A 20260-nucleotide genomic window follows, 5' to 3' on the forward strand; every position below is an offset into this window, starting at 1 on the left:
TTTCTAAGTTTTAATAAGTATCTATTTTATGTAGATTATTACTACCCAAAAGACCACTTTTAATCTGAATTAAACCTTATAAAGAGCTATTAAAGTGTTAATTTTCCTAATATACTAGGATAAATAATGACAACTAATGTAATAGCTCTTTTTTATATTCTTTTATATTTCTCCCCTGTCTTAGGGTATATTAACTTAAATCTTATACTTTTATTAAGAACTAAAGTTTATTTCTTTATTAAGCTCCTTTGGCATATCATATATTTCATTAAGATCTATAAGAATCACCTCTAAGTCCTCCACATTTAACTTTTCACCCTTAATTTCATTAATTATAATGGCTTTCCCCTTTGCTCCAGTTATCTTAGAATAACTATTAGATTTTTTATTATACACATACATACCTTCAAATGCTAAAGCCTCCTTCATTGGTCCACTTATTTCTAAATCCATTTCTATACTATGGTAATCACTTTTATAACCATTATCAAGGTTTTCTTTAGAGTTACTTATAGATTTTAACTTTATTGTTCCAAAGTCTTTACTTTCTAAAAACTCACCCTTAATATTACTTAATTTTATAGTCTTTTTATTTTGAATTTCCTCTAATACATTTTTGTATACATCACTTTTAAGTTTTGTATACTCCTCATCCCCTTGCTTACCTTGTATACCTTCATTTACTTTTTCTATGTGTTCTTTAAGCACAGCCCCTTTTAAATTAACCTTGTGCTCAGGATTTAGTGCCTCAAACATATATTGAAGAAAATATTTCTCATCTGAGTTATGAGCAAGCATTCTATTATTACTTCCATTAATCACTTCATTGTTATGGTCTATTAAAGATATATAGGAGCTATTAAATGCTAAAAGCTCTATGGTTCTACCTTTACCTATTTCCTCTACTATCTCCACATAAGTTTTCACAGGAGTTGATACCACATTATTCACGTATCCCTCTCCCCCTCGTACCCTAAATTTATCTTTTTCCCCTTTGTAAGTTCTTATCTTTTTATTTATTGCATCTCCACTAATTCTAAATTTAAAGTCCCACTGTCCATTTATATCTGCAAAGGAGTTTATTTTAAAATTAATATCATATATCTCCTTAATTTCTTTTGTCTCTTCTCCAAGAGTAATATTACTTATACACATAATCTTATCATCTTTTATTTTCTTACCTTCTATCCCCCATGATATTCCCTGAGGTCTTTCTCCATTTATATTAAAGTCAAACCTAACAGGCATTGGATATTTTTCTATATCTTTAAATAAATCCTCTATACCTTTTATAGCTTCCCCTTCTACGGAATAAGCTAAATACATTTCTTTTCCATCAAAGAGCAGCTCCTCTATGGTGACCTTAAGCCCATTATTTTCTCTTGTCTCCCCTATATAGATTGAATAATCCTTTAAGTCATCACTAAAATCTTGAGAAGGTCTTCCAAAATCCCATCCAAAAATAGACTTTTCTCCTACAATTTTATTTAATATAGGTACGTTACTTGCATAGGTAGGAAATGTTATGCAAAAACCTCCTAATAACCCCATAGTAACCCCTGCTGCAACTAGTGAACTCTTAAGCCTTCGTTTTGAGGGTTTAACCTTTCCCTTTGGAGGTAGTCCCTGAAGCATCTCATCTATTTTGTTTAAAGCACTATCACTTATTTCTATATGATTTAGAGAATTTAAGGCTACATTAAGCTTATCTTCTAATGATCTATTCTTCATACCTATCCCTCCTTTAATTAGCCTTAAGAATATTCTTAAGAAATGTTCTAGATCTTGAAAGCCTGGACTTTACTGTACCTTCTGGAATATTAAATTCACTTGATATCTCTTTTATTGATGAATCTTCAAAGTAATAAGCCTTAACTAAATCCTTAAGTTCCTTGGGTAGCTTGTCTATTATATCCATAAGTTCAATTTCACTAAAGCCTTCTTCCTTATAGTTTATATAAAGCTCCTCATTCTTAACATATTTCTCAGTCTTTCTAAGAATTTTTATACTGTTGTTTATAAGGATTTTAATTATCCAAGTTTTAAAATATTTTGAACTACTAAGTTTTTCTATGTTTTTATAGGAATCTAGTATAGTATCTTGTATAGCATCTAAGGCATCCTCTTCATTTTTAAGTATTCCCATAGCCACTTTAAACATATCATTTCTAGTATTTTTAATAAGGTCTGAGAAGGCTTCCTTATTCCCCTTCTGAGCCCTTTTTACTAAAAGGCTTATATCCAAGTTTATGTCCCCCCTATTTTGTATTTCACCCATTAGATATTAATATTTTATTTTCGGTTCTCTAAATATGTAAATTTTAATAAATCTTATCTTATTTTTATTTCAAGACCATAATTTAACTAATAATTAATACTAAGTATACGTACCCCTAAAGTTATTTCATTATTCTAAATCAATGTATTTAATATAAAATTTTTATAAGGTAATAAATTAAAATTCTAACCTGAACTTCTATTAACAATTTTACTATATATTGTTATAACTCCCTAAATATATTAAAATATAATTTAAATGATTTTAAAGAAAGGAGGAGAATAGAATGTTATATTCACTATTTGAAAATTTATTTTTGCTGGAGGACAGTGACTATTAATAATTAGTTGTCTTTATCCTCCTTAAATTAAGTTTATACTGGAGGAAACAATGAAAAAAACTTTTTATAAAACCTATAAATTTGTTATTTTACTTTCTATACTATGGATTTATGGAAAAACCTTTGTTGATATATTTATTGGAGATAAACTAGCAAAGCTTTTTCATATGGCTACTGAAGGAGAGAGTCTATCCCTTCTTAAAAACGGGTGTTTAATACTTCTTGTACTAGCTTTCTATTCTCTATTATCCTTTCTAGTAAATAAGTCACTAGAACTAAGCAAGCAGAGATCTAAAGAAAGTATAAAGCTTTATATTTATAAAGCTCTTATGAATACGCCATATGTAGTTCTTGAAAAAAGAACCTTTGGAGAAATAGCTAATAGATTAGATAAAGATGCTGATAAATTTATCAATGGCTTTTGTAATAGTTTTGTGGTGGTTATAGCCTCAACCTTAGGAGCACTAACTTATTTTTTATACCTCTCCTCAATAAATATTACATTAGCTCTAATAAATGTTTTTGTTTCTCTACTTCTTATAATTCCACCTATGATATTTAAGGGTAAGTTTCATAACTATTATGAGGAGTATTCATCCTTAGAAGAGAATCTTAGAGATACTGTAAATTCTTCTATAGAGGGCTATGAGTTTTTGAAACTTCATGGAAAATATGATTATTTCTATGATAAAGCTGATGATAGCTTTAATAAAATGGAATCTCTAGGATATGATCTTGAAAAGGCTGGTATAGTAGAAGGCTCTCTTGGTGATGGTTTTTCTAATGTTGCTAAGATTACACTATATGGCTTTATAACTTATTTCATACTTAAGGATGCTATATCCTTAAGCCATGGAGTTCAATGGGTGTTTCTTGGTAAATATCTTATATCTAATATAAGTAATATCTTTAATGAGTATAAAAATTTTCAAAATGCTTTTATATCCTTAAAAAGAATAGAAGAGGTTTTCTCCCATGAGAAGGAATCTAAAGGATTTCCTATACCATCATTAGAATCCATAGAATTCAAAAATGTTAGTTTCTCTTATGAAAATAAACCCTGCCTTAATAAAATTTCCTTTAAGGTAGATAAAGGAGATAAACTTATTATCCAAGGAGAGAATGGCAGTGGTAAATCTACTATACTAAAGCTTCTTTTAGGGGTATATGAAAACTTTACTGGAGAAATTCTAATAAATAATACTCCTATAAATGAAATAAATAAAGGTACTTTAAGAAAGAAGATTTCTCTTATATCCCAAAATCAATTCTTCCTTTTGGGTACTCCCCTTGAAAATGCTTCTTTATTTAACAAGAGTCCTAAGGATATAAAGCTATTTATGGATAAACTATCACTTACAGATGATGATATGAATAAGGTTTCTTGTAATCATCTCTCAGGTGGCCAAAGACAAAAATTATCCCTAATAAGAGCTATGATTAAAGATAGCGATTTTATTATTATGGATGAACCCACAAACTATTTAGATAAGTCTTCTATAGAGGAGCTAAAACTTTTAATTAAAGAACTTAATAAAACTCTAATAGTCATCACCCATGACCCTAATATAAAAGAATTATTCCATAAGGAATTAAATCTTACCACCCTAAAAGAGGTGATTTAAATGGATAAAAGAAACTTTGTATTGACCACAACAAAAAAACTTAAAATGAATATTATATCCACAATAATTTATGAACTTACCAAACAGCTTCTTACCATATATATAGTTCTAGTAACAGGAAATGTGGCTAATATGATTTTATCTAGGGACATCTCCGCTTTAAAGGAGGATGCACTGAAAATAGTCTTAGCTACAATTTTATCCTTAATATTAATTCCCTCCTTAAGAATGGTAGAAGTTAAATATATGATGAAAAATGGTGTAGCAATTGATAGATTTACTTTTAAAAACTTTTTAAGAAATGATAAAACCTTAATAGATAAGTATGAAAAAGGTGACTTAATTTATAGATTAGAGATGGATCCTATAAATTATAGATTCAATATACATTTTTTAATAAGCTATTCTTTAGTATATCTAACCATAATATTTATAACCTTAGGGTTTATGATAAAGATAAATATGATTTTTTCTATAATATGTTTGCTTTTAAGTACTACTCCCATACTTCTTGACTTTTTTCTTATGAGTAAAATAAGAAAACTTAATAGAGAAGATAATGACCATCTTTCTGAAATATCTGGAGAAGAGAAATCTATGGTAGACAATATTCTCTTTATTCAAAGTCAAGATATAAAAAATGAAGTAATAGAAAGCTTTAAAAAAGCCTTTAAGAGTTATTATAAATTTCTTTCTAAAAAACTAACCACAGAAAAAGCTCTAAGAGAAATAAAAGAATATTATAAAACAGCTTGTACTATAACTATATATTTTATAGGAAGCTATATGGTATCTAAGAATATGCTGACTATACCTGATGTTATAAAATTCCTTGGCTTTTCCATGGTGCTTAAAGACAATACCTATTACTTAAATGATATAGTACAATATTTTATAAAATTTCATATATATTTAGATAGGATGATAGAGCTTACTAAAAATGAGGAAGGTGGTAACACATTTTTAACTACCATAAACTCCTTAGAAATAAAAGATTTATCCTTCTCCTACAGTAATAAAGAAGTTTTTAAAAATCTTAACCTTTCTATATTTAAGGGTGAGAGGATAATTCTTCAAGGAGAAAATGGTAGTGGTAAGTCTACATTATCTAAACTTCTTACTGCCATATATAAAGACTTTCAAGGAGAAATCCTATTAAATAATATTCCTATTAAAAATATCAATCTAGCTTCCTTAAGAAGTGAAATTATTATAACCTCTCAATTCCCATTTATATTAGATAAAACTGTAGAAGAAAACATACTATACCTAGCCCATGAAGATTTAAAATATAAGACTAAGGAAGTTATGAATATACTATCCCTAAATGAAATAAAAGATAAGAAAACCGGCTATAATGGAAATTTACTATCAGGTGGTCAAAGACAAAAGATCTCTTTAGCTCATGCCATGGTGTCTAAAGCCTCTTTAATAATATTAGATGAGCCTGATACCGCTTTAGATTATACAACTAGAGAAAAGGTTAAAGAGTATTTTAATTCCATAGATTCCACTCTTATTGTAATAACCCATGATAGTGGATGGATGGGTAGAAATATAATTCTTAAAGCCGCTCAATGATAAGTTCTTTATTATAGGATTTTTAGCTTGAATCTTAGCTTATGCATGGACTTAAATTCTTTAAAACCTTAGCTCCTAAATAGTGCATAAGATAAGTTTTGAATCAAAAACCCTATATAGAGTTTAATACTATAACTTAACTATTGTATGAAATGAATTTTAATTTATAAACCCTATAAATATATTTTTAGAATTATATAATATGTTAAGAAATATAATAGACAATCCTTCTCTCCATATGTAAAATGATAGTTAATATGGTTATTACAGTTAATTATTATAGTATAGAAAAGAGTGATTATGTGAGTAACTTTTTCGATTTAAGTAACTATACTCCAGAGGAAAAACATAAATTGATTTACGAAAGATATAGAAGCTACTTTAAATTAATAAGTAAAAAAAGTCCTATTATAGATAAAGTGATAGCCTTAAATAATAATAGTAAACCTAATCCTGAAAAGCTAGCAGTTATAGAGGGTATATGGGCATTAACCCTTGGTATAACACATTCTCTTAGAATAAAACACTTTATAGTTTGTCCCGAAAAAATAAAATCCATAGAGTCACAAAAGCTTATAGAGGATTATATTAATATTTCAGAATCCTCCTATATAGTTTCAGAAAGGACTTATGATTACATAAGTGAAAAAGGAAACTCTAGTGGAATAACCGCTGTTTGTTATATGCCTACCCACTCTCTATATGATATACATCCTAGAAGAAACAGTATTGTACTTATATTAGATGGATTAGAAATACCTGGCAATGTAGGCACTATACTAAGATCCTGTGATGCTACAGATATTGATGGAGTAATAATAACCAATAAAAAAACTAGGCTAAATCATCCTAAACTTATAAGAAGTAGTATGGGGTCCTGTTTTACCCTTCCTATAATTGAAAGTAGCTATGATGAAGCTATTAAATGGTTAAATCATAATAAATATAATGTGGTGTTAACAGATACTGATGCACCTCTTAGTTATTATGACTTTAATTATAAAAATAGGATTGCTATTGTTATAGGAAGTGAAAAATACGGAATCTCTGAGGAATGGTATAAAACAAATTACACTGGTATATCTATACCAATGCTTGGTTACTGTGACTCTTTAAATGTAGGAATAGCTGCTACTATTGTACTCTATGAGGCAACCTTAAAAAACAAAGAATTATTACTAAATAGAGCTTAATTTATAGGGAATAAATATTACATAACTTTAAAAAGGAGATGTTTATTATTAAAAAAGTTATATTTATGGTTAAAAGCTCCCCCTTTAAATCTCTTATTTTAGTACTTATTATAGCTATTTTCATCACAGCCTTATTCTCTCCTAAAAAATATATAGGCACCTCAGACAATGGTAAGATAAAAATTGAAATCCTAAAAAGTATTGAGCCTGGTGGAGATAGGTATAACCTATTACTATCTAAAAAAGAAGAGGTAATCTTAAACAATACCTCCCTTAAATTTTATTTTAACGATAATGATGAGGGACAAGACTTTTCAGATATTAGGGATGAAATAGCTAAAACCAAAGAAAAGTTCTATTGCATTGCTGAACTTGATAACTCAACTGAAAGTAGAGTTGACTTTAAATCAAAACCAGATATATTCTACCTATTCCGTATTATGTTTCCAGAAAAACATCCTAATGTTTAATTACTTTCAAAATATAAAAGCTATACAGACCTAAGTCATGTATAGCTTTATTACTTATATATTTATTAATTATATATTATTAAGCAGTACAATAAAGTATCATTTCACCTGCGTTCCCTTCTATAGGTATATCTTTTTTAAGTGAGCCGCTTTCTTTTATAATCTTAAGACCACTGAGTTCTATTATAGCCTTTAACTCCCTTGGCATATAATAAGTTATTTCTTCCTTAACTTCTGCCCTTCTTAAAAGCTCTTCCCCTTTATACTCTTCAAGGATTCTTTCATTTACCTCCTTAGAATGAGTAAAATCGTAGGTAGCTTTAAACTTATCCACTATTTTAGTACTATTTTCCTTATTATAAAACTCAAAAGTCTCTTCTAGTCCATTACTATTCACCATAAGCTCCATGTAAGGAAGAGAGCAGTCTATTATAAATACCCCATTATCCTTTAAATGTTCCTTAGCACATTTAAACATAGAAACTAAGTCTTCTATTTTATTAAATTTATTAATAAAATTACAACTAGCTAATACCACATTGAACTTTCTATCTAAGGAAAAAATTTTACCATCTCCCTTAATAACCTCAGCTTTTCCCTTAGACTTTTTATTACAAAGAGCTATCATATCCTCACATTTTTCAATACCCACAGCATTGTAATCATTTTCAATTAAAGGTATAAGAATACGCCCTGTACCTGAACCAAGTTCTAGTATATCTTCTCCATACTCTCTTAATTTTTCAACATAAATCTTATGGCTATAGTTCCCCTCATGTAAGATATCATAGAATTCTGCAAAAAACTCTCTGTGTTTACCACTCATAACTACCCCTCCATTTTAATTAATAAAATCCCCTAGTTTTAAATAAAGCACACTTCTTATAATAAGAAGTAAATATAAATATTAAGTTTACTACAAGTTACTATATAATAAATTATATAAATTAACTTATAGCAGATTATTAATTTAATAATTTTATTATATTATATCATATATTTTACTATTAATAAGTGATACTAATTAGTAAATCAAGCTACAAGTATTATAAATTCTTATAGTGCTTATAGGCTTCTATTATAGCTATTTCCTCTCATGTAACTAGTATCATTTTCTATTATAATGCTTTCATAAAACCCCTAAGATAATTTTAAAAATCTATATTGGTTAAAACCCTCTAGCATTATTATGTAATTTATATAATTACTAAATCTATGTGAAAAAAGATAAGCTTAAGTCCTTAAACTAAGCTTATCTTTTAACTCTTTAAAACCTGCATTTCATTGTACCTCTGAATCTATTTTTATTTAATTAACTAATTATTTGTTTAATTAGAAAAAGTATATACAACAACTTAGATGTGATATCTAGAAGGATTAAAAGCCTTTTTTCTATATTCTCCCTTCTTTTTAAACCACTTTTTCTCCTTTTCATATCTTCACCTCCTATTTTAGAACTGACATGTCTAATAACCGAAGGCCTTCACTCAAGATATCTTCTCTAATATTCTAGTTATTTAATTCTAAGTTTAATATTTATACTCCTTTTTAATTTAAAATAAGATTAATTTTATATAACCTCACTTTAACCTTATCCTATTATAATTTAACACTTAAATTATTAACTCATATTCTCCACTCCCCTTATTATTTTATTTTTAATAAAATTAAAAACTTTATTAAACCCAACTTTTAATAAATATATATTAATCATATTGTTGATTTATGACAAAATTATTTGTTAAATTTATTAAAACTCTTAACATATTGTTCTAACTTCAAAGAGTTTCATCCCTTGAATTTCTTTAGCTATAAGTCATAGAGAAGATTTATCTGATGGCTATAATCTTTCCCCCCAATCCTCTAAAGGTGGGAGTATAACAGTTGCTACACCCCTAGATTATCTTATCTAACCTTCAGATAGTGAAAAAACACCATCTTAAGGAAGATTCGTTCTATTAAAAAATGCTTCTAATATAATTAAACTATAATTACAGAAAAAGGATGGTTACAGTGTCTAAATGTACACTTTAACCATCCCTTTTCCATTATAAACTTAAATAACTTCATGTAAGAATTCCTTAACTTTCTTTAAATATTCTTTCTTGTCTACAAAATAAGAGTTACCATGATTAGCATCTTTAGCTATATATATTTTCTTTTTATTACTATTACAATTCTTATAAAGCTTATATCCCATATCTAAGGGTACAAACTTATCTTCCTCCCCATGGATAAAAAGTATGGGTTTAGTTGTTCTTCTTACCGCCTCTAGGGGTGATGCATCACTAAAAAAATATCCAGCCCTTAATTTACATAAAAGACTAGTGGTATATATAAGTGGAAAACTAGGTACTCTATAAATCTTTTTCATCTGATAGGATAAAATATCTTTCGCTGAAGTATAACTACAATCAGCAATTATCCCCTTAATATTATATATACTCCCTTCCCCACTTACCATAAGTACTGTAGCTGCTCCCATTGATACTCCATGAAGAATTATGTTTGAATCTTCTCCCTTATTTTTCACTATATAATTAATCCACCTTCTATAATCTTCTCTTTCATGGTATCCAAAACCTATATAGTCCCCTTCACTATCTCCATGCCCTCTTGCATCTGGCATAAGAACATTAAACCCAAGACTCTCTCTATAGAATTTTCCAAAGGCAGTCATTCCCATAGCTCTTCCTGAGTAGCCATGGGCTAATACTACAGTATTATTAGTAGTCTTCTCTGCTTTTATATAGTAAGCTTTTAAATTTGCGTCCTTGTAACCCTTAAGATTTATAACTTCTACTTTCTGATTGCTTATCCACTTATTATCTGCTCTCCAAATAGCATTTATATCCTTGCTTTTTAAATCTCTATTGCTGTTTAGAAACTTTTTTTCTGATCTTAATATGGCAATATTATAAAAATAGAAGCTCCCAAGTAAAATAATGAAAATCATAATTATGAAAATTAATATTAAAGCACCCATAACTTCCCTCCACTATAATTTTATCTTCTAACTTACTTTTATACTTCGTTATTATATCAATTACTAATATTATCTTACTTAATAATATCTTGAAACTCTCCCTCTATTACCTCTAGTAGAATTAAAGGATTTATCTCTATTTGTACTCCTATTCTACCTCCACTTACTATAATTTTCTCCATATCCTTAGCACTTTCATTTATAAATGTTTTATATAGTTTCTTCATCCCTATAGGAGAGCACCCTCCCCTTATATATCCAGTATGCTTTGTTATATCCTTTACATTAATCATCTCTATCTTTTTCTCTTTAGCTGCCTTTGCACCTTTTTTAAGATCTAGTTCTTCTTCAACAGGTATTACAAAAACATATATCTCCTTACTCTGTCCCTGGGCTACTAAGGTTTTATAAACTTCTTTTACATCCCTATTAATTTTACCTGCAACAGATACTCCATCAATTTTTCCATCTTTATTATCATAAGTTATCATATTATATTCTATATTCTTTGAATCCAATATTCTCATTGCATTAGTTTTTCCTTGTGCCATAGTCTCTTCCTCACTTTTTATTAAATTTATTACCTCTTTATATATCAAGATAATTTCATATATTATTTCTCTCTAATATAACCCTCTAACTAAATTATACCATATACTTACACCTGATTTTATATCATAAGTTTTAAGCCTTACATAAGATTTTTAATAGGGCATAAATTGAGTTATATCTATATTACAAAAGTGTAAGTTAAAAATTATTTTTTGTAATCTCCTTCGATGTTTAAAAAAATGTGGACTGGCTATAATAAGGATATAAGGTGATTAAGTAAGGTTTAGGAGGAATAAATAATGATTAAAAAATTTTTAGATAGATTATTCAATACTGATGAGGTAGAAGTAGTAGAAGAAAAAAGTATATTTGAGATGGACAAGGCATATGAGAAAGAGGCAATAGAAGCTCTTTACGCTATGCAATTAAATATAAGAGCATAAGAAACTTTAAATAGAATCTTATGAAAAATATAAAATGTACAAGTATTAATCTTAGGGTTAATAAGATAAAACTAAAGGAGAAACTTAAGATGTCCCCCCTAATATTTAAAAATATATTATACGAGAAAAACACCATTAAGTAACTTTAATAGTAGCTTAATGGTGTTTTTATATTTTAATGTTTTTATATTAAAATATTATTTTCTAAATAAAAGTAATTTATATAATAAGAGTCCAAAGAAGCCCTTAGTTACTTATATACCCATGTTTTTTTATTCCCTGTATTTCTTATGAATATTTTTAAACTTTTAAAGTTGCTTATATACCATACTTTCTTATTTCTTATAGTATAAAATCCTCATATAAAGGATATTCACCCTTCATAAATCTTTTCTCTGCAACTAAGGTAAATGTCTTTGGAATACCCTTGTCAAAGATCTCTGAGGATAAGTTTGGCTCCTCATCTAAGCTAGTTATAAATAGATCTTCCTTAGCCACAGCAGTAACTACCTCTCCTAAGTTCCATCTTCTAAGTAAGACTTTATGTACCTCTTCACCCTTTTCTAAGTACTTAGAATAAGCTACTTCCTTTTCCTCTAAAGAAGTATCAAAATAATCTCCAGTAACTTTATGCTTTCTAATCTTAGCTGTTGATCCTCTGGAGGAAATAAGCTTAGTTGTAACTGGGTGAAAATCTCTAATTATAAGTCTTCCATTAGGTTTTAATAATCTTTTTATTATGGTTATAAAGGGTTTTAAGTCAATAAAATAATGAATTATTCCCATCTCTGCAAAAACTATATCATAATCCCCTGTAAATACCTCCCTAGGCATTTTTAAAACATCAGATAAAATATAGTTTATAGATACTCCTGCCTCTCTCGCCAGGTCTTCTGCATACCTTTTGTTTCCCTCTGAAAAGTCTACAACAGTTACCTCTGCACCAAGTAATGCTAATGCCACAGCTTTATTGCCATTAGACCCCATAAGATTCATTATCTTTTTACCCTCTACCCTATCCATTTTATTGTGGATTACAGATAAAACTTTACTTGGATTTTTTTTAATCCTATCAGCTGCATCTTTTGGTTCTCCTAATCTTTCTATCCAAGCATTATAGGTTTCTTTATTCCATGATTCCTGATTCTTTTCTGAAGATATCTTGTGTATATGATTTTCCTCTTTATTTTCATCTCTTTCGGTGTCTTTATTACTCTCCCTCATACTTATCTATAATCCTTTCCTTATAATTATAAAAACATAATTAAAAATTAACTTAAAATATTAATACCTTAAATAAAATCAGCCTAACTTTAGACGAATTTTTAGCTCTTCTAGAATGAAATGTTGTAAATTATTTTTTTATTATATAGCAATTATCTTATTAAATCTATAATATAAGTTAAACTTAGTAGCATCATTAACTTATATTATTCCTTCATCTGAAAAACTTAAGCAATAAATCTTTAAAAGAAAATTAAATCCCTATTGATATTTATATAAAATCATTTTATAATTATACCTAGATAATCTATGTATAGTAAATCTAGGTATAAGAGGAGGTTTTTATGAAAGTTAATAAAGAACTAATTAAAGGAAGTACTTCTGTACTTATTTTAAGTCTTCTACAAAGAAAAGAAATGTACGGCTATGAAATGATTAAAGAGATAGAGATAAAATCTAGCGGTGTTTTCTCATTTAAAGAAGGAACTCTCTATCCAATACTCCACTCCTTAGAAAAAGATAAAATAATTGAATCCTACTGGGAAGAAGGGGAATCAAAACGTAAAAGAAAATATTATAGAATCACTAAAGAAGGAAAAGAATATCTAAAAGAAAAGCAGGAAGAATGGGATATATTTAAATCCTCAGTAGATAAAGTCCTTCTGGAGGTGGTACCATGCAAATAAAAGATAACAATGAAGTTAATTTATATCTGGATCATATCTGCTTAAAAGTTAAGAATAAGAGAATCCATGAAGAGATTAAACAGGAGCTTTTATGTCATGTAGAAGAAATGACATTAGACTATTTAGAAAGTGGATTAAGTGAAGAAGAAGCCATAAAAAAGTCCCTTTCTCAAATGGGAAGTTCAGATATAGTAGGAGAAGAGCTTAATAGTGTTCACAAGGAAAAAATAGATTTAAAACTTATAATAACAGTTTCCTTACTTATACTATTTGGATTTTTCACTCTATATTTTATTGAGTCTAGCGATTATTCCTATAGAAGATTTTCAGATAGCTTCTTTTTCTTAAAAAAGACCTTAATCTTTACATCTCTAGGATTAATAACTTTAATTGGAGCTATGTTCTTAGATTATAGAAAACTTAAGAAATACTCAATGCATATATATGTAATCACTCTAATTTTGCTAGGCTTCTCCTCATTATTATATCCCACCATAAATGGAAAGGGTGGTTGGTTACCCCTAGGACCTATAACTATTAATATGCCTACAATTAGTGTGTTTTTATTTATTATAGCTTTAAGTGGACTATTCCATAATATAGATTTTAATATAAAAAGTCATAGGATTAGCCTTATAGTCCTGTCTATAATTCCTGGGGCTATGCTTTTAACAACAAAATCATTTCTTTTATCTATAATCTACATTCTGACTTTATGTGTGATTATGAAGATTAATAATATAAATATAAAATATATAATTTTAACTTTTATTATTAACAGCTTTTTATTCTTTGCAATGGGAGGATACTTAAAGATTATAGAGCAATATAGTAGCCTTAGTGGAAAATCTGAAATTCGTGGCACCATAGCCTCTATGCTAAGATCTTCAGTTTTCTTTGGTAAGGCAGAAAACTTTGATCCATTAATACTACCTGAAATTCATACTGATTTTGTTTTTACCTATATTATATATAGAATGGGTTGGATAATAGGAGCTCTTGTTATTACTCTTTTCCTTTTCTTAATTATAAGAATGATTAAAATGTCTCTTGCTGTTCGTGATAGCTATGGAAAGATATTAATAAGTGGTATTGTTTCAATCCTAGCCCTTGAAGCTTTCTTTAGTATACTTATGAACTTAAATCTAGTACCTACAGCATATGTAACATTACCTTTTATAAGCTATAGTGGATCAAGCTCTCTTATTAGCTTATTAGTTATAGGTATTGTACTAAACATATATAAGGGAAAAACCCTTCCCGAAACCTCTATAAATTAAATAAAATATCCTGCCTTTAATATGGAATTGTTTCACTCCTATTGAAAGCAGGATATTAATATTTCCCTATATATTTCTATCTTATGGCTCGGATCTTTAACACCCTATACTCTAAAAGTAGGGTATAACAGTTGTGACAATCTTAGATTAACTCCTCTAACATTCAGATAGTAGAAAGGACATAATCTAAAGGAAGATTCCGTCTATTTATATGGACTTTTTATAGGCTTATCTTCAGCTTTACGAGGAGAGATATTATCTGTTATACTCACAATTTCTTCTCCACTTTCAGATATCCCAACAATATTAAATTTTGAACCTTTAAATCCTTCCATATATATAATCCATATTCTTTTTCCCTCAGCTTCAATTATCTTTGCACTTTTCCACCCATCTTTACTTTCTGCTTCCTTTACCTTAACTTCCTTTATTTTATCCTCTCCCATAATCCCAAAGTAGATAGGTAATGAACTTTGTTTTATTGCTGGAAAATAATTATAGGATAACTTAAGTTTTTCTGAAGCCTCAGTAATATCACCTGCTACTCCACTATATAACTCTTCATATCCGAATAAGCTCTTTCTTATAAAGCTTGTATAAAGACTATCTTTCTCTTTAGAATAAGAAAAAACCACACTTCCTTTAGGAGTTTTATCTTCAGCAATTATCTTTGCAGAATTTTTGCTTGGAATACCTAAAGCCTCTTCTATTGTCTTAACACCCTTCATAAACTTCATTGCAATAATTATGCAAATTATTATTACCCCTGAACCTATTAACATAAGTAATTTTTTATTCATATAACCCCAATACTCCCCTTCTTATTTATAATATCAACCAACCGCCTATTAATAACTACTCTATTCTTTCTATAGTTTATTTGAACCTTAAAAAAACCACTGTTTTTATACTATGGGTAAGGTTACCCCCTCATCTTCTTTCCAAAACACAGTACTTTCTCCTTTTTCATCAGTTTCCCTTTCTACTACAACCACACCCCATTTGGATAATTATTACTTTTATGTATATCCTACCATAATAACTCTTTTAAAGACATAATAAAATCACTAGCATGCCGTTAATAAGCTTACTAGTGATCTTCCTTATTTAATATACGTATTTTACTCTTAATTATACTTTTTAAATTTAAATTGTAGAAATAACCTTATCCATTATTACCTTCTGGCTAATTTTCTGCAAACTGTTTAGCTAAGTCCAGAACATCATTGAACCTCATGATATTTGAATCGATAAATTCTAATAATTCCGTTCTTGATGGTTCTTTATATCTATGAGATATTCTATTTCTTAAAAGTCTAGCTTGACTTAGGAATAAAAATACTTCCTCATTAATAATATCTTTATCTCTTAAAATCCTTAAAGATTGCTTCATATCTAAACCTATTTTAAATTCCTTAAGCTCTTTTAGAACCATGGAAGTAAAGCTTTCTACTGTAATAAAAAAATCTACAAATATTTGTTTTAATCCAAACTCAATAAATATAGTTGTTTTATTCTCATCATGACTTTTTAAAATATCCTTGCATTCATTAAGATTCTTTATAACTTCAGCCATGTCTTCTATAATCTTTATTAACCTATCATTATTCATCTTAACAAATCCCTCCTTCTATAATAGAAGTAATTTTCATTTTCTCTATAGGTCCACTCTAATTTATCTATAAAATTATCCAACTCTTTATTATTGTCATTTGTATATAATACCTTACCCTTATTTAATATCTCTATTTTTATAAACAAATCTAAGTTGCTACTATTTAGATCAACTACATCAATAGGTATATTAAGTATATCTTCTAGAAATAATTCTACGTTTAATATATCATTTATAGATAGTTTTCCATTAGCTAAAATAGCTATATCAATGTCCGATTCACATGTAAACTCTTCAGTTATAACACTTCCAAACACTATCATGCTATTAATATGTAATGACTTAATAAAACTTACTACTTCATCGGCTTGTAACTTTTCTAAAATTAGTTTTTGCTCATTACTCATAGCTATATCTACCTTTCTTAAATTTCATTTCTATTTATAAAATATATTATTTATCAACTTTTAAATTTTACCATATTTATTCTTATTATATAATTCTATCATATTTAATATATTAAACATACAATAAAAGCACTAATGTTTCATTAGTGTAATGCTCCCTGTCAAATAGACAGAGAGCATTACATAGTCATGATACTAGTACTTTATTTTTGTTATTCAACTATATTTTTACCATTATATATATATCTTAAAACTCTCACTTTAAAGAATATAACTTAATATCCTTACTTATATTTTAAATGTATATACTTAATTGTCTTAACTAAAATATAAGTAACTATTATACTATATATCCAAAAGCTTTTTAAACTTTTCCTCTTCTTCCTTATTCTCAAATGCACTCTTTGGAACCACATAAGCATTAACATCTGATATGTATATAAATATATGGCTATCTGTTTCCCCAACCTTATTTATTATAGATTTATCATAGGATAAATCCTCAGTTTTATGTTCTATTATCTTATCTTCAGTTAGTGTTAATTTATGGTGTCCTATTATTCCATTAGCTCCACCTTTACTAGCCATCTTTATAAGTTTTCTTTTTATACTTCTCTTAAAATTCTTCTCATAGAATACTATCCACAAGACCCAAACCATAATAAAATAAAAATACCACTGACCAAAAGTCTTGTTTGTAGTTAATACTATTATTAAAGGAGCTAGGAGTAATATTAAAGACATTACATATCTTTGAAAAAATATAGTCTTCTTTATCTTTTCAGAGTTTTCTATATGATACATATTAAAACCTATATAGTCATCCTTTGTTAATTCGTATTCAATAGTCATTTTAACACCTCTTCTTTATCTTTAGTAAAGCCTATTATACTGAATATAAAAAGAGGTGGCAATACTACCACCTCCAAATAATTTTAAAATATTATACTCCGTAACTCTTTGAGTAAGGTCTAAAATATGACTTTGGATGTACACAAGCTGGACACTTTTCTGGTGCTTCTTTTCCTGTATATAAGTATCCACAGTTACCACACTGCCAAATAACATCCTCGTCTTTTTTAAATACCTTTCCTTCTTCTACATTCTTAAGTAAATCAAGATATCTTGCCTCATGGAATTTTTCAACTTCTCCTATTCTATCAAAAGCTATAGAAACTTCTATAAATCCTTCTTCTTTAGCTATTTTAGAAAAAGTTGGATAAAGGTTTGTCCACTCATCATTTTCCCCTGAAGCAGCAGACTTTAAGTTATCCATAGTAGAAGTGCTAAGAGCCACAGGATAACCAGCTGTTATCTCTATTTCTTCATCTTTAAAATCTTCTGCTAAGAATTTAAAAAATCTTTTTGCGTGCTCTTTCTCCTGCTCTGCAGTTTCCATAAATATTTCAGATATTTCATTATATCCTTCTTTTTTAGCTGCACCTGCATAATAAGTATATCTATTTCTTGCTTGGGACTCTCCTGCAAAAGCCTTTAATAAGTTCTCTGCAGTTTTTGTTCCTTTTAGTGACTTCATAATAACTTCCCCCTCATAAACAAAATTTGTAACACTATCTTTTAGATATGTTAATATTTATTTTACTACATATATTATATACCATATATTACTTAATCCTTCCTCCTTATGTAAAACTTCACTTTATGTTTATTATAAGGTAACACTTTATTTACAATCTAATCACTTATCTTTCTAACTTTTTCTAAAGTCCACCCCTACTTTATCTCTTAAACCTAACACTAACTTTGATAACACCCCATAATTCTCTTAATTATAGATTTATCCTTAATTCTAAACTCTTTAACTATAAGATTACTTGTACCATTCCCCTATATTTTTTATAAATTACAAAAGTGTAAGGTTAGACTATAATTTTGTAATAAAGATAAATGGCTGATTATGCAGTTAAAATATATAATTAAATCATAGAAAAGATAAGAACTTAAGGAGGTAACAGTTATGTTAAATAAAATTTTAGATGCTTTATTCAATACTAAAGAAGTTGTGGTAGTTGAAGACTAGAAAGTTAAACTCTAAAAATAGATATTTTAAAAATTAAGGAGGAAGTAATTATGTTAAACAAAATCTTAGATGCTTTATTTAATACTAAGGAAGTTGTTGTAGTTGAAGACTAAAATCTTTTAATACAATAACTAAAAATAGAAAGGATTTTTTAATGATTTATACAATAAATATAATAAATTTAAAGATATAAAACCACTAAGTATATATAAATTTTACTTAGTGGTTTTATATTTTTTTAATTCATAGTATTACATTTCTTATAAGTAAACCAATAAATAAAAACCCCTAATAATTATAAATATAATTCCTATCCTTAAAATCACAGTAGCTAGAACCCCCACTATTTTTACTCCTATATGAAAGTTTTTGTACTTAAAAATTCCCTTTGATAAAAATGTATGGATTACAATGTAGGTTATTATTAATTCTATCCAAGAGATCCTAACTTTCTTATTATTTATCATCATAATTAAAGCCATACCGATTATGAATACAACTATTAATATTAATGATATAAATACCGCTATATTCAAGAACCCCTTCCCCCTATTTTAGTAGTGCATATCCTCAATTAATATAATATTAATCTATATATTATTATGATAAGTTTTATATTTTCTTCCCTCCTATTTTAAATATTTCATTAAGGTTACCCTCTAGTTACAAAAGTGTAAGTGAAAACTACCCTATTGTAATCCACTTAAATGGTTCATATAGTTCAAAAAAAGTATAATTAATTCATAAGGTAAGAGAAAAACATTTAAGGAGGAAACATAATGCTTAAGAAATTTTTAGATAAGTTATTCAATACTGATGAGGTTCAAGTAGAGGAAGAAAAGGGACTATTTGAAATGGACAAGAACTATGAAAAAGAAGCCATAGAAGTTTTCCAAATCATGCAAATTAATATTATGGGATAGTACTATGGGAAAGGAGAAACTAGCTATGATTAAAAAATTTATAGAAAAATTATTTAACCTATGTGATGAAGTAGAGCCCCTAGAAAATAAAGATGATGAGGTGAATTTAGAAATAATTGAAATGATGAATAGAATTAATAATACTCTTTCTAGGTAGCTTGGAGGAAAAATGAATAAAATTGAATACATCATAAAAGTTTAAAACCACTAACTAAATCTTTATAGATTAGCTAGTGGTTTTAAGCTTTTTATTTTTTGGTTTTTTAATAAGACTTCATAAGGAATACATATTTTACTTCACTGTAAAACTTTATTTTTTAATATTCTAACAATTACCCTTTAATCTATTGACTTTTTATGGAATTTCTAATATAATTTGGTTTTATACACCATAACAATATCTTATACCCCTCTTGAGCCTAATTTTACTATATTAATATGTTTGTGAAACTTATTTACTAAAATTCCTTACTCACTTTTTACCTAAGTCCGTCATATATTTATATAAAACTCACTTAATATCCTTGATTTTATATAGGAATAAATATAGCTATTACAGCTTGATGCATATCATAAAATAATACTTCCTATGTTTTATGAAGCTTAAAATAACCTC

General features: G+C 27.8%; 22 protein-coding genes. 9 read left to right on the forward strand and 13 right to left on the reverse strand.

All coding sequences use genetic code 11. From position 1 onward, the window contains the following. Positions 1–213: 213 nt before the first annotated feature. The gene (locus BR69_RS0118335; protein WP_027634509.1) at positions 214–1731 is read right to left on the reverse strand and encodes a DUF4179 domain-containing protein; all 1518 of its coding nucleotides are present in this window, start codon (positions 1729–1731) and stop codon (positions 214–216) included. Between the two features lie 13 nt (positions 1732–1744). Next, positions 1745–2245 carry an RNA polymerase sigma factor gene (locus BR69_RS0118340; protein ID WP_027634510.1) on the reverse strand — a complete coding sequence of 167 codons (501 nt, stop codon included), beginning with the start codon at positions 2243–2245 and terminating at the stop codon, positions 1745–1747. A 423-nt stretch (positions 2246–2668) separates the two neighbouring features. On the opposite strand from BR69_RS0118340, the gene BR69_RS0118345 reads away from it, so the two are divergent. The 4 genes from BR69_RS0118345 to BR69_RS0118360 all read left to right on the forward strand — a co-directional run bounded on the left by BR69_RS0118345 (position 2669) and on the right by BR69_RS0118360 (position 7487). Beyond that, positions 2669–4243, forward strand: coding sequence for an ATP-binding cassette domain-containing protein (locus BR69_RS0118345; protein ID WP_027634511.1), 1575 nt, complete (start codon positions 2669–2671; stop codon positions 4241–4243). Further along, the gene (locus tag BR69_RS0118350) at positions 4244–5824 is read left to right on the forward strand and encodes an ATP-binding cassette domain-containing protein (protein ID WP_027634512.1); all 1581 of its coding nucleotides are present in this window, start codon (positions 4244–4246) and stop codon (positions 5822–5824) included. A gap of 302 nt (positions 5825–6126) precedes the next feature. Continuing rightward, positions 6127–7017: an RNA methyltransferase gene (locus BR69_RS0118355; protein ID WP_027634513.1), complete on the forward strand. Its 891-nt coding sequence runs from the start codon at positions 6127–6129 to the stop codon at positions 7015–7017. A gap of 65 nt (positions 7018–7082) precedes the next feature. Next, positions 7083–7487, forward strand: coding sequence for a hypothetical protein (locus tag BR69_RS0118360; protein WP_027634514.1), 405 nt, complete (start codon positions 7083–7085; stop codon positions 7485–7487). A gap of 79 nt (positions 7488–7566) precedes the next feature. Here BR69_RS0118360 and BR69_RS0118365 read toward each other — a convergent pair whose 3' ends face one another. From BR69_RS0118365 to ybaK, 4 genes are all read right to left on the reverse strand, one after another. Beyond that, positions 7567–8313, reverse strand: a complete 747-nt coding sequence (locus BR69_RS0118365) for a class I SAM-dependent DNA methyltransferase (RefSeq protein ID WP_027634515.1) — start codon at positions 8311–8313, stop codon at positions 7567–7569. Positions 8314–8799: 486 nt separating this feature from the next. Continuing rightward, positions 8800–8922: a hypothetical protein gene (locus BR69_RS22345; RefSeq protein ID WP_278246109.1), complete on the reverse strand. Its 123-nt coding sequence runs from the start codon at positions 8920–8922 to the stop codon at positions 8800–8802. A 621-nt stretch (positions 8923–9543) separates the two neighbouring features. Next, complete coding sequence (locus BR69_RS0118375) at positions 9544–10473, reverse strand: alpha/beta hydrolase (RefSeq protein ID WP_027634516.1); 930 nt, start codon at positions 10471–10473, stop codon at positions 9544–9546. A gap of 74 nt (positions 10474–10547) precedes the next feature. Further along, positions 10548–11024, reverse strand: coding sequence for a Cys-tRNA(Pro) deacylase (ybaK, locus tag BR69_RS0118380; protein WP_027634517.1), 477 nt, complete (start codon positions 11022–11024; stop codon positions 10548–10550). A 300-nt stretch (positions 11025–11324) separates the two neighbouring features. Between ybaK and BR69_RS21895 the strand changes: the two genes are divergently transcribed. Continuing rightward, positions 11325–11468 carry a hypothetical protein gene (locus tag BR69_RS21895; RefSeq protein WP_160169965.1) on the forward strand — a complete coding sequence of 48 codons (144 nt, stop codon included), beginning with the start codon at positions 11325–11327 and terminating at the stop codon, positions 11466–11468. 342 nt (positions 11469–11810) lie between these two features. Here BR69_RS21895 and BR69_RS20855 read toward each other — a convergent pair whose 3' ends face one another. Continuing rightward, positions 11811–12692, reverse strand: a complete 882-nt coding sequence (locus BR69_RS20855) for a class I SAM-dependent methyltransferase (RefSeq protein WP_051623681.1) — start codon at positions 12690–12692, stop codon at positions 11811–11813. Positions 12693–13036: 344 nt separating this feature from the next. Between BR69_RS20855 and BR69_RS0118395 the strand changes: the two genes are divergently transcribed. Together BR69_RS0118395 and BR69_RS0118400 are read left to right on the forward strand one after the other, a co-directional pair. Then, entirely contained in the window at positions 13037–13378 is a 342-nt protein-coding gene (locus BR69_RS0118395; protein ID WP_027634518.1) for a PadR family transcriptional regulator, read from the forward strand. Further along, positions 13369–14658 carry an FtsW/RodA/SpoVE family cell cycle protein gene (locus tag BR69_RS0118400; protein WP_027634519.1) on the forward strand — a complete coding sequence of 430 codons (1290 nt, stop codon included), beginning with the start codon at positions 13369–13371 and terminating at the stop codon, positions 14656–14658. The genes BR69_RS0118395 and BR69_RS0118400 overlap by 10 nt, the downstream gene beginning before the upstream one ends. A 203-nt stretch (positions 14659–14861) precedes the next feature. Here BR69_RS0118400 and BR69_RS21300 read toward each other — a convergent pair whose 3' ends face one another. The 6 genes from BR69_RS21300 to BR69_RS0118435 form a co-directional block, all read right to left on the reverse strand. Beyond that, positions 14862–15458, reverse strand: a complete 597-nt coding sequence (locus BR69_RS21300; RefSeq protein ID WP_027634520.1) for a hypothetical protein — start codon at positions 15456–15458, stop codon at positions 14862–14864. A gap of 386 nt (positions 15459–15844) precedes the next feature. Further along, positions 15845–16270, reverse strand: coding sequence for a HepT-like ribonuclease domain-containing protein (locus BR69_RS0118415; RefSeq protein ID WP_027634521.1), 426 nt, complete (start codon positions 16268–16270; stop codon positions 15845–15847). After that, positions 16267–16680, reverse strand: coding sequence for a type VII toxin-antitoxin system MntA family adenylyltransferase antitoxin (mntA, locus tag BR69_RS0118420; RefSeq protein ID WP_034850116.1), 414 nt, complete (start codon positions 16678–16680; stop codon positions 16267–16269). Before mntA ends, BR69_RS0118415 begins: the two co-directional genes overlap by 4 nt. A gap of 345 nt (positions 16681–17025) precedes the next feature. Next, on the reverse strand, positions 17026–17532 hold the full coding sequence (locus BR69_RS0118425; RefSeq protein ID WP_027634523.1) for a YcxB family protein: 507 nt from the start codon (positions 17530–17532) through the stop codon (positions 17026–17028). Between the two features lie 91 nt (positions 17533–17623). After that, positions 17624–18217: a rubrerythrin gene (rbr, locus tag BR69_RS0118430; protein ID WP_027634524.1), complete on the reverse strand. Its 594-nt coding sequence runs from the start codon at positions 18215–18217 to the stop codon at positions 17624–17626. A 764-nt stretch (positions 18218–18981) separates the two neighbouring features. Beyond that, complete coding sequence (locus BR69_RS0118435; protein WP_027634525.1) at positions 18982–19257, reverse strand: hypothetical protein; 276 nt, start codon at positions 19255–19257, stop codon at positions 18982–18984. A gap of 243 nt (positions 19258–19500) precedes the next feature. On the opposite strand from BR69_RS0118435, the gene BR69_RS21900 reads away from it, so the two are divergent. Both BR69_RS21900 and BR69_RS22350 read left to right on the forward strand, forming a co-directional pair. Beyond that, positions 19501–19644: a hypothetical protein gene (locus BR69_RS21900; RefSeq protein ID WP_160169966.1), complete on the forward strand. Its 144-nt coding sequence runs from the start codon at positions 19501–19503 to the stop codon at positions 19642–19644. Positions 19645–19669: 25 nt separating this feature from the next. Beyond that, positions 19670–19801 carry a hypothetical protein gene (locus tag BR69_RS22350; RefSeq protein WP_278246110.1) on the forward strand — a complete coding sequence of 44 codons (132 nt, stop codon included), beginning with the start codon at positions 19670–19672 and terminating at the stop codon, positions 19799–19801. Positions 19802–20260: the final 459 nt, after the last annotated feature.

This window comes from Clostridium hydrogeniformans DSM 21757, assembly GCF_000686705.1.
Taxonomy (GTDB): Bacteria; Bacillota; Clostridia; order Clostridiales; family Clostridiaceae; genus Clostridium_Z; species Clostridium_Z hydrogeniformans.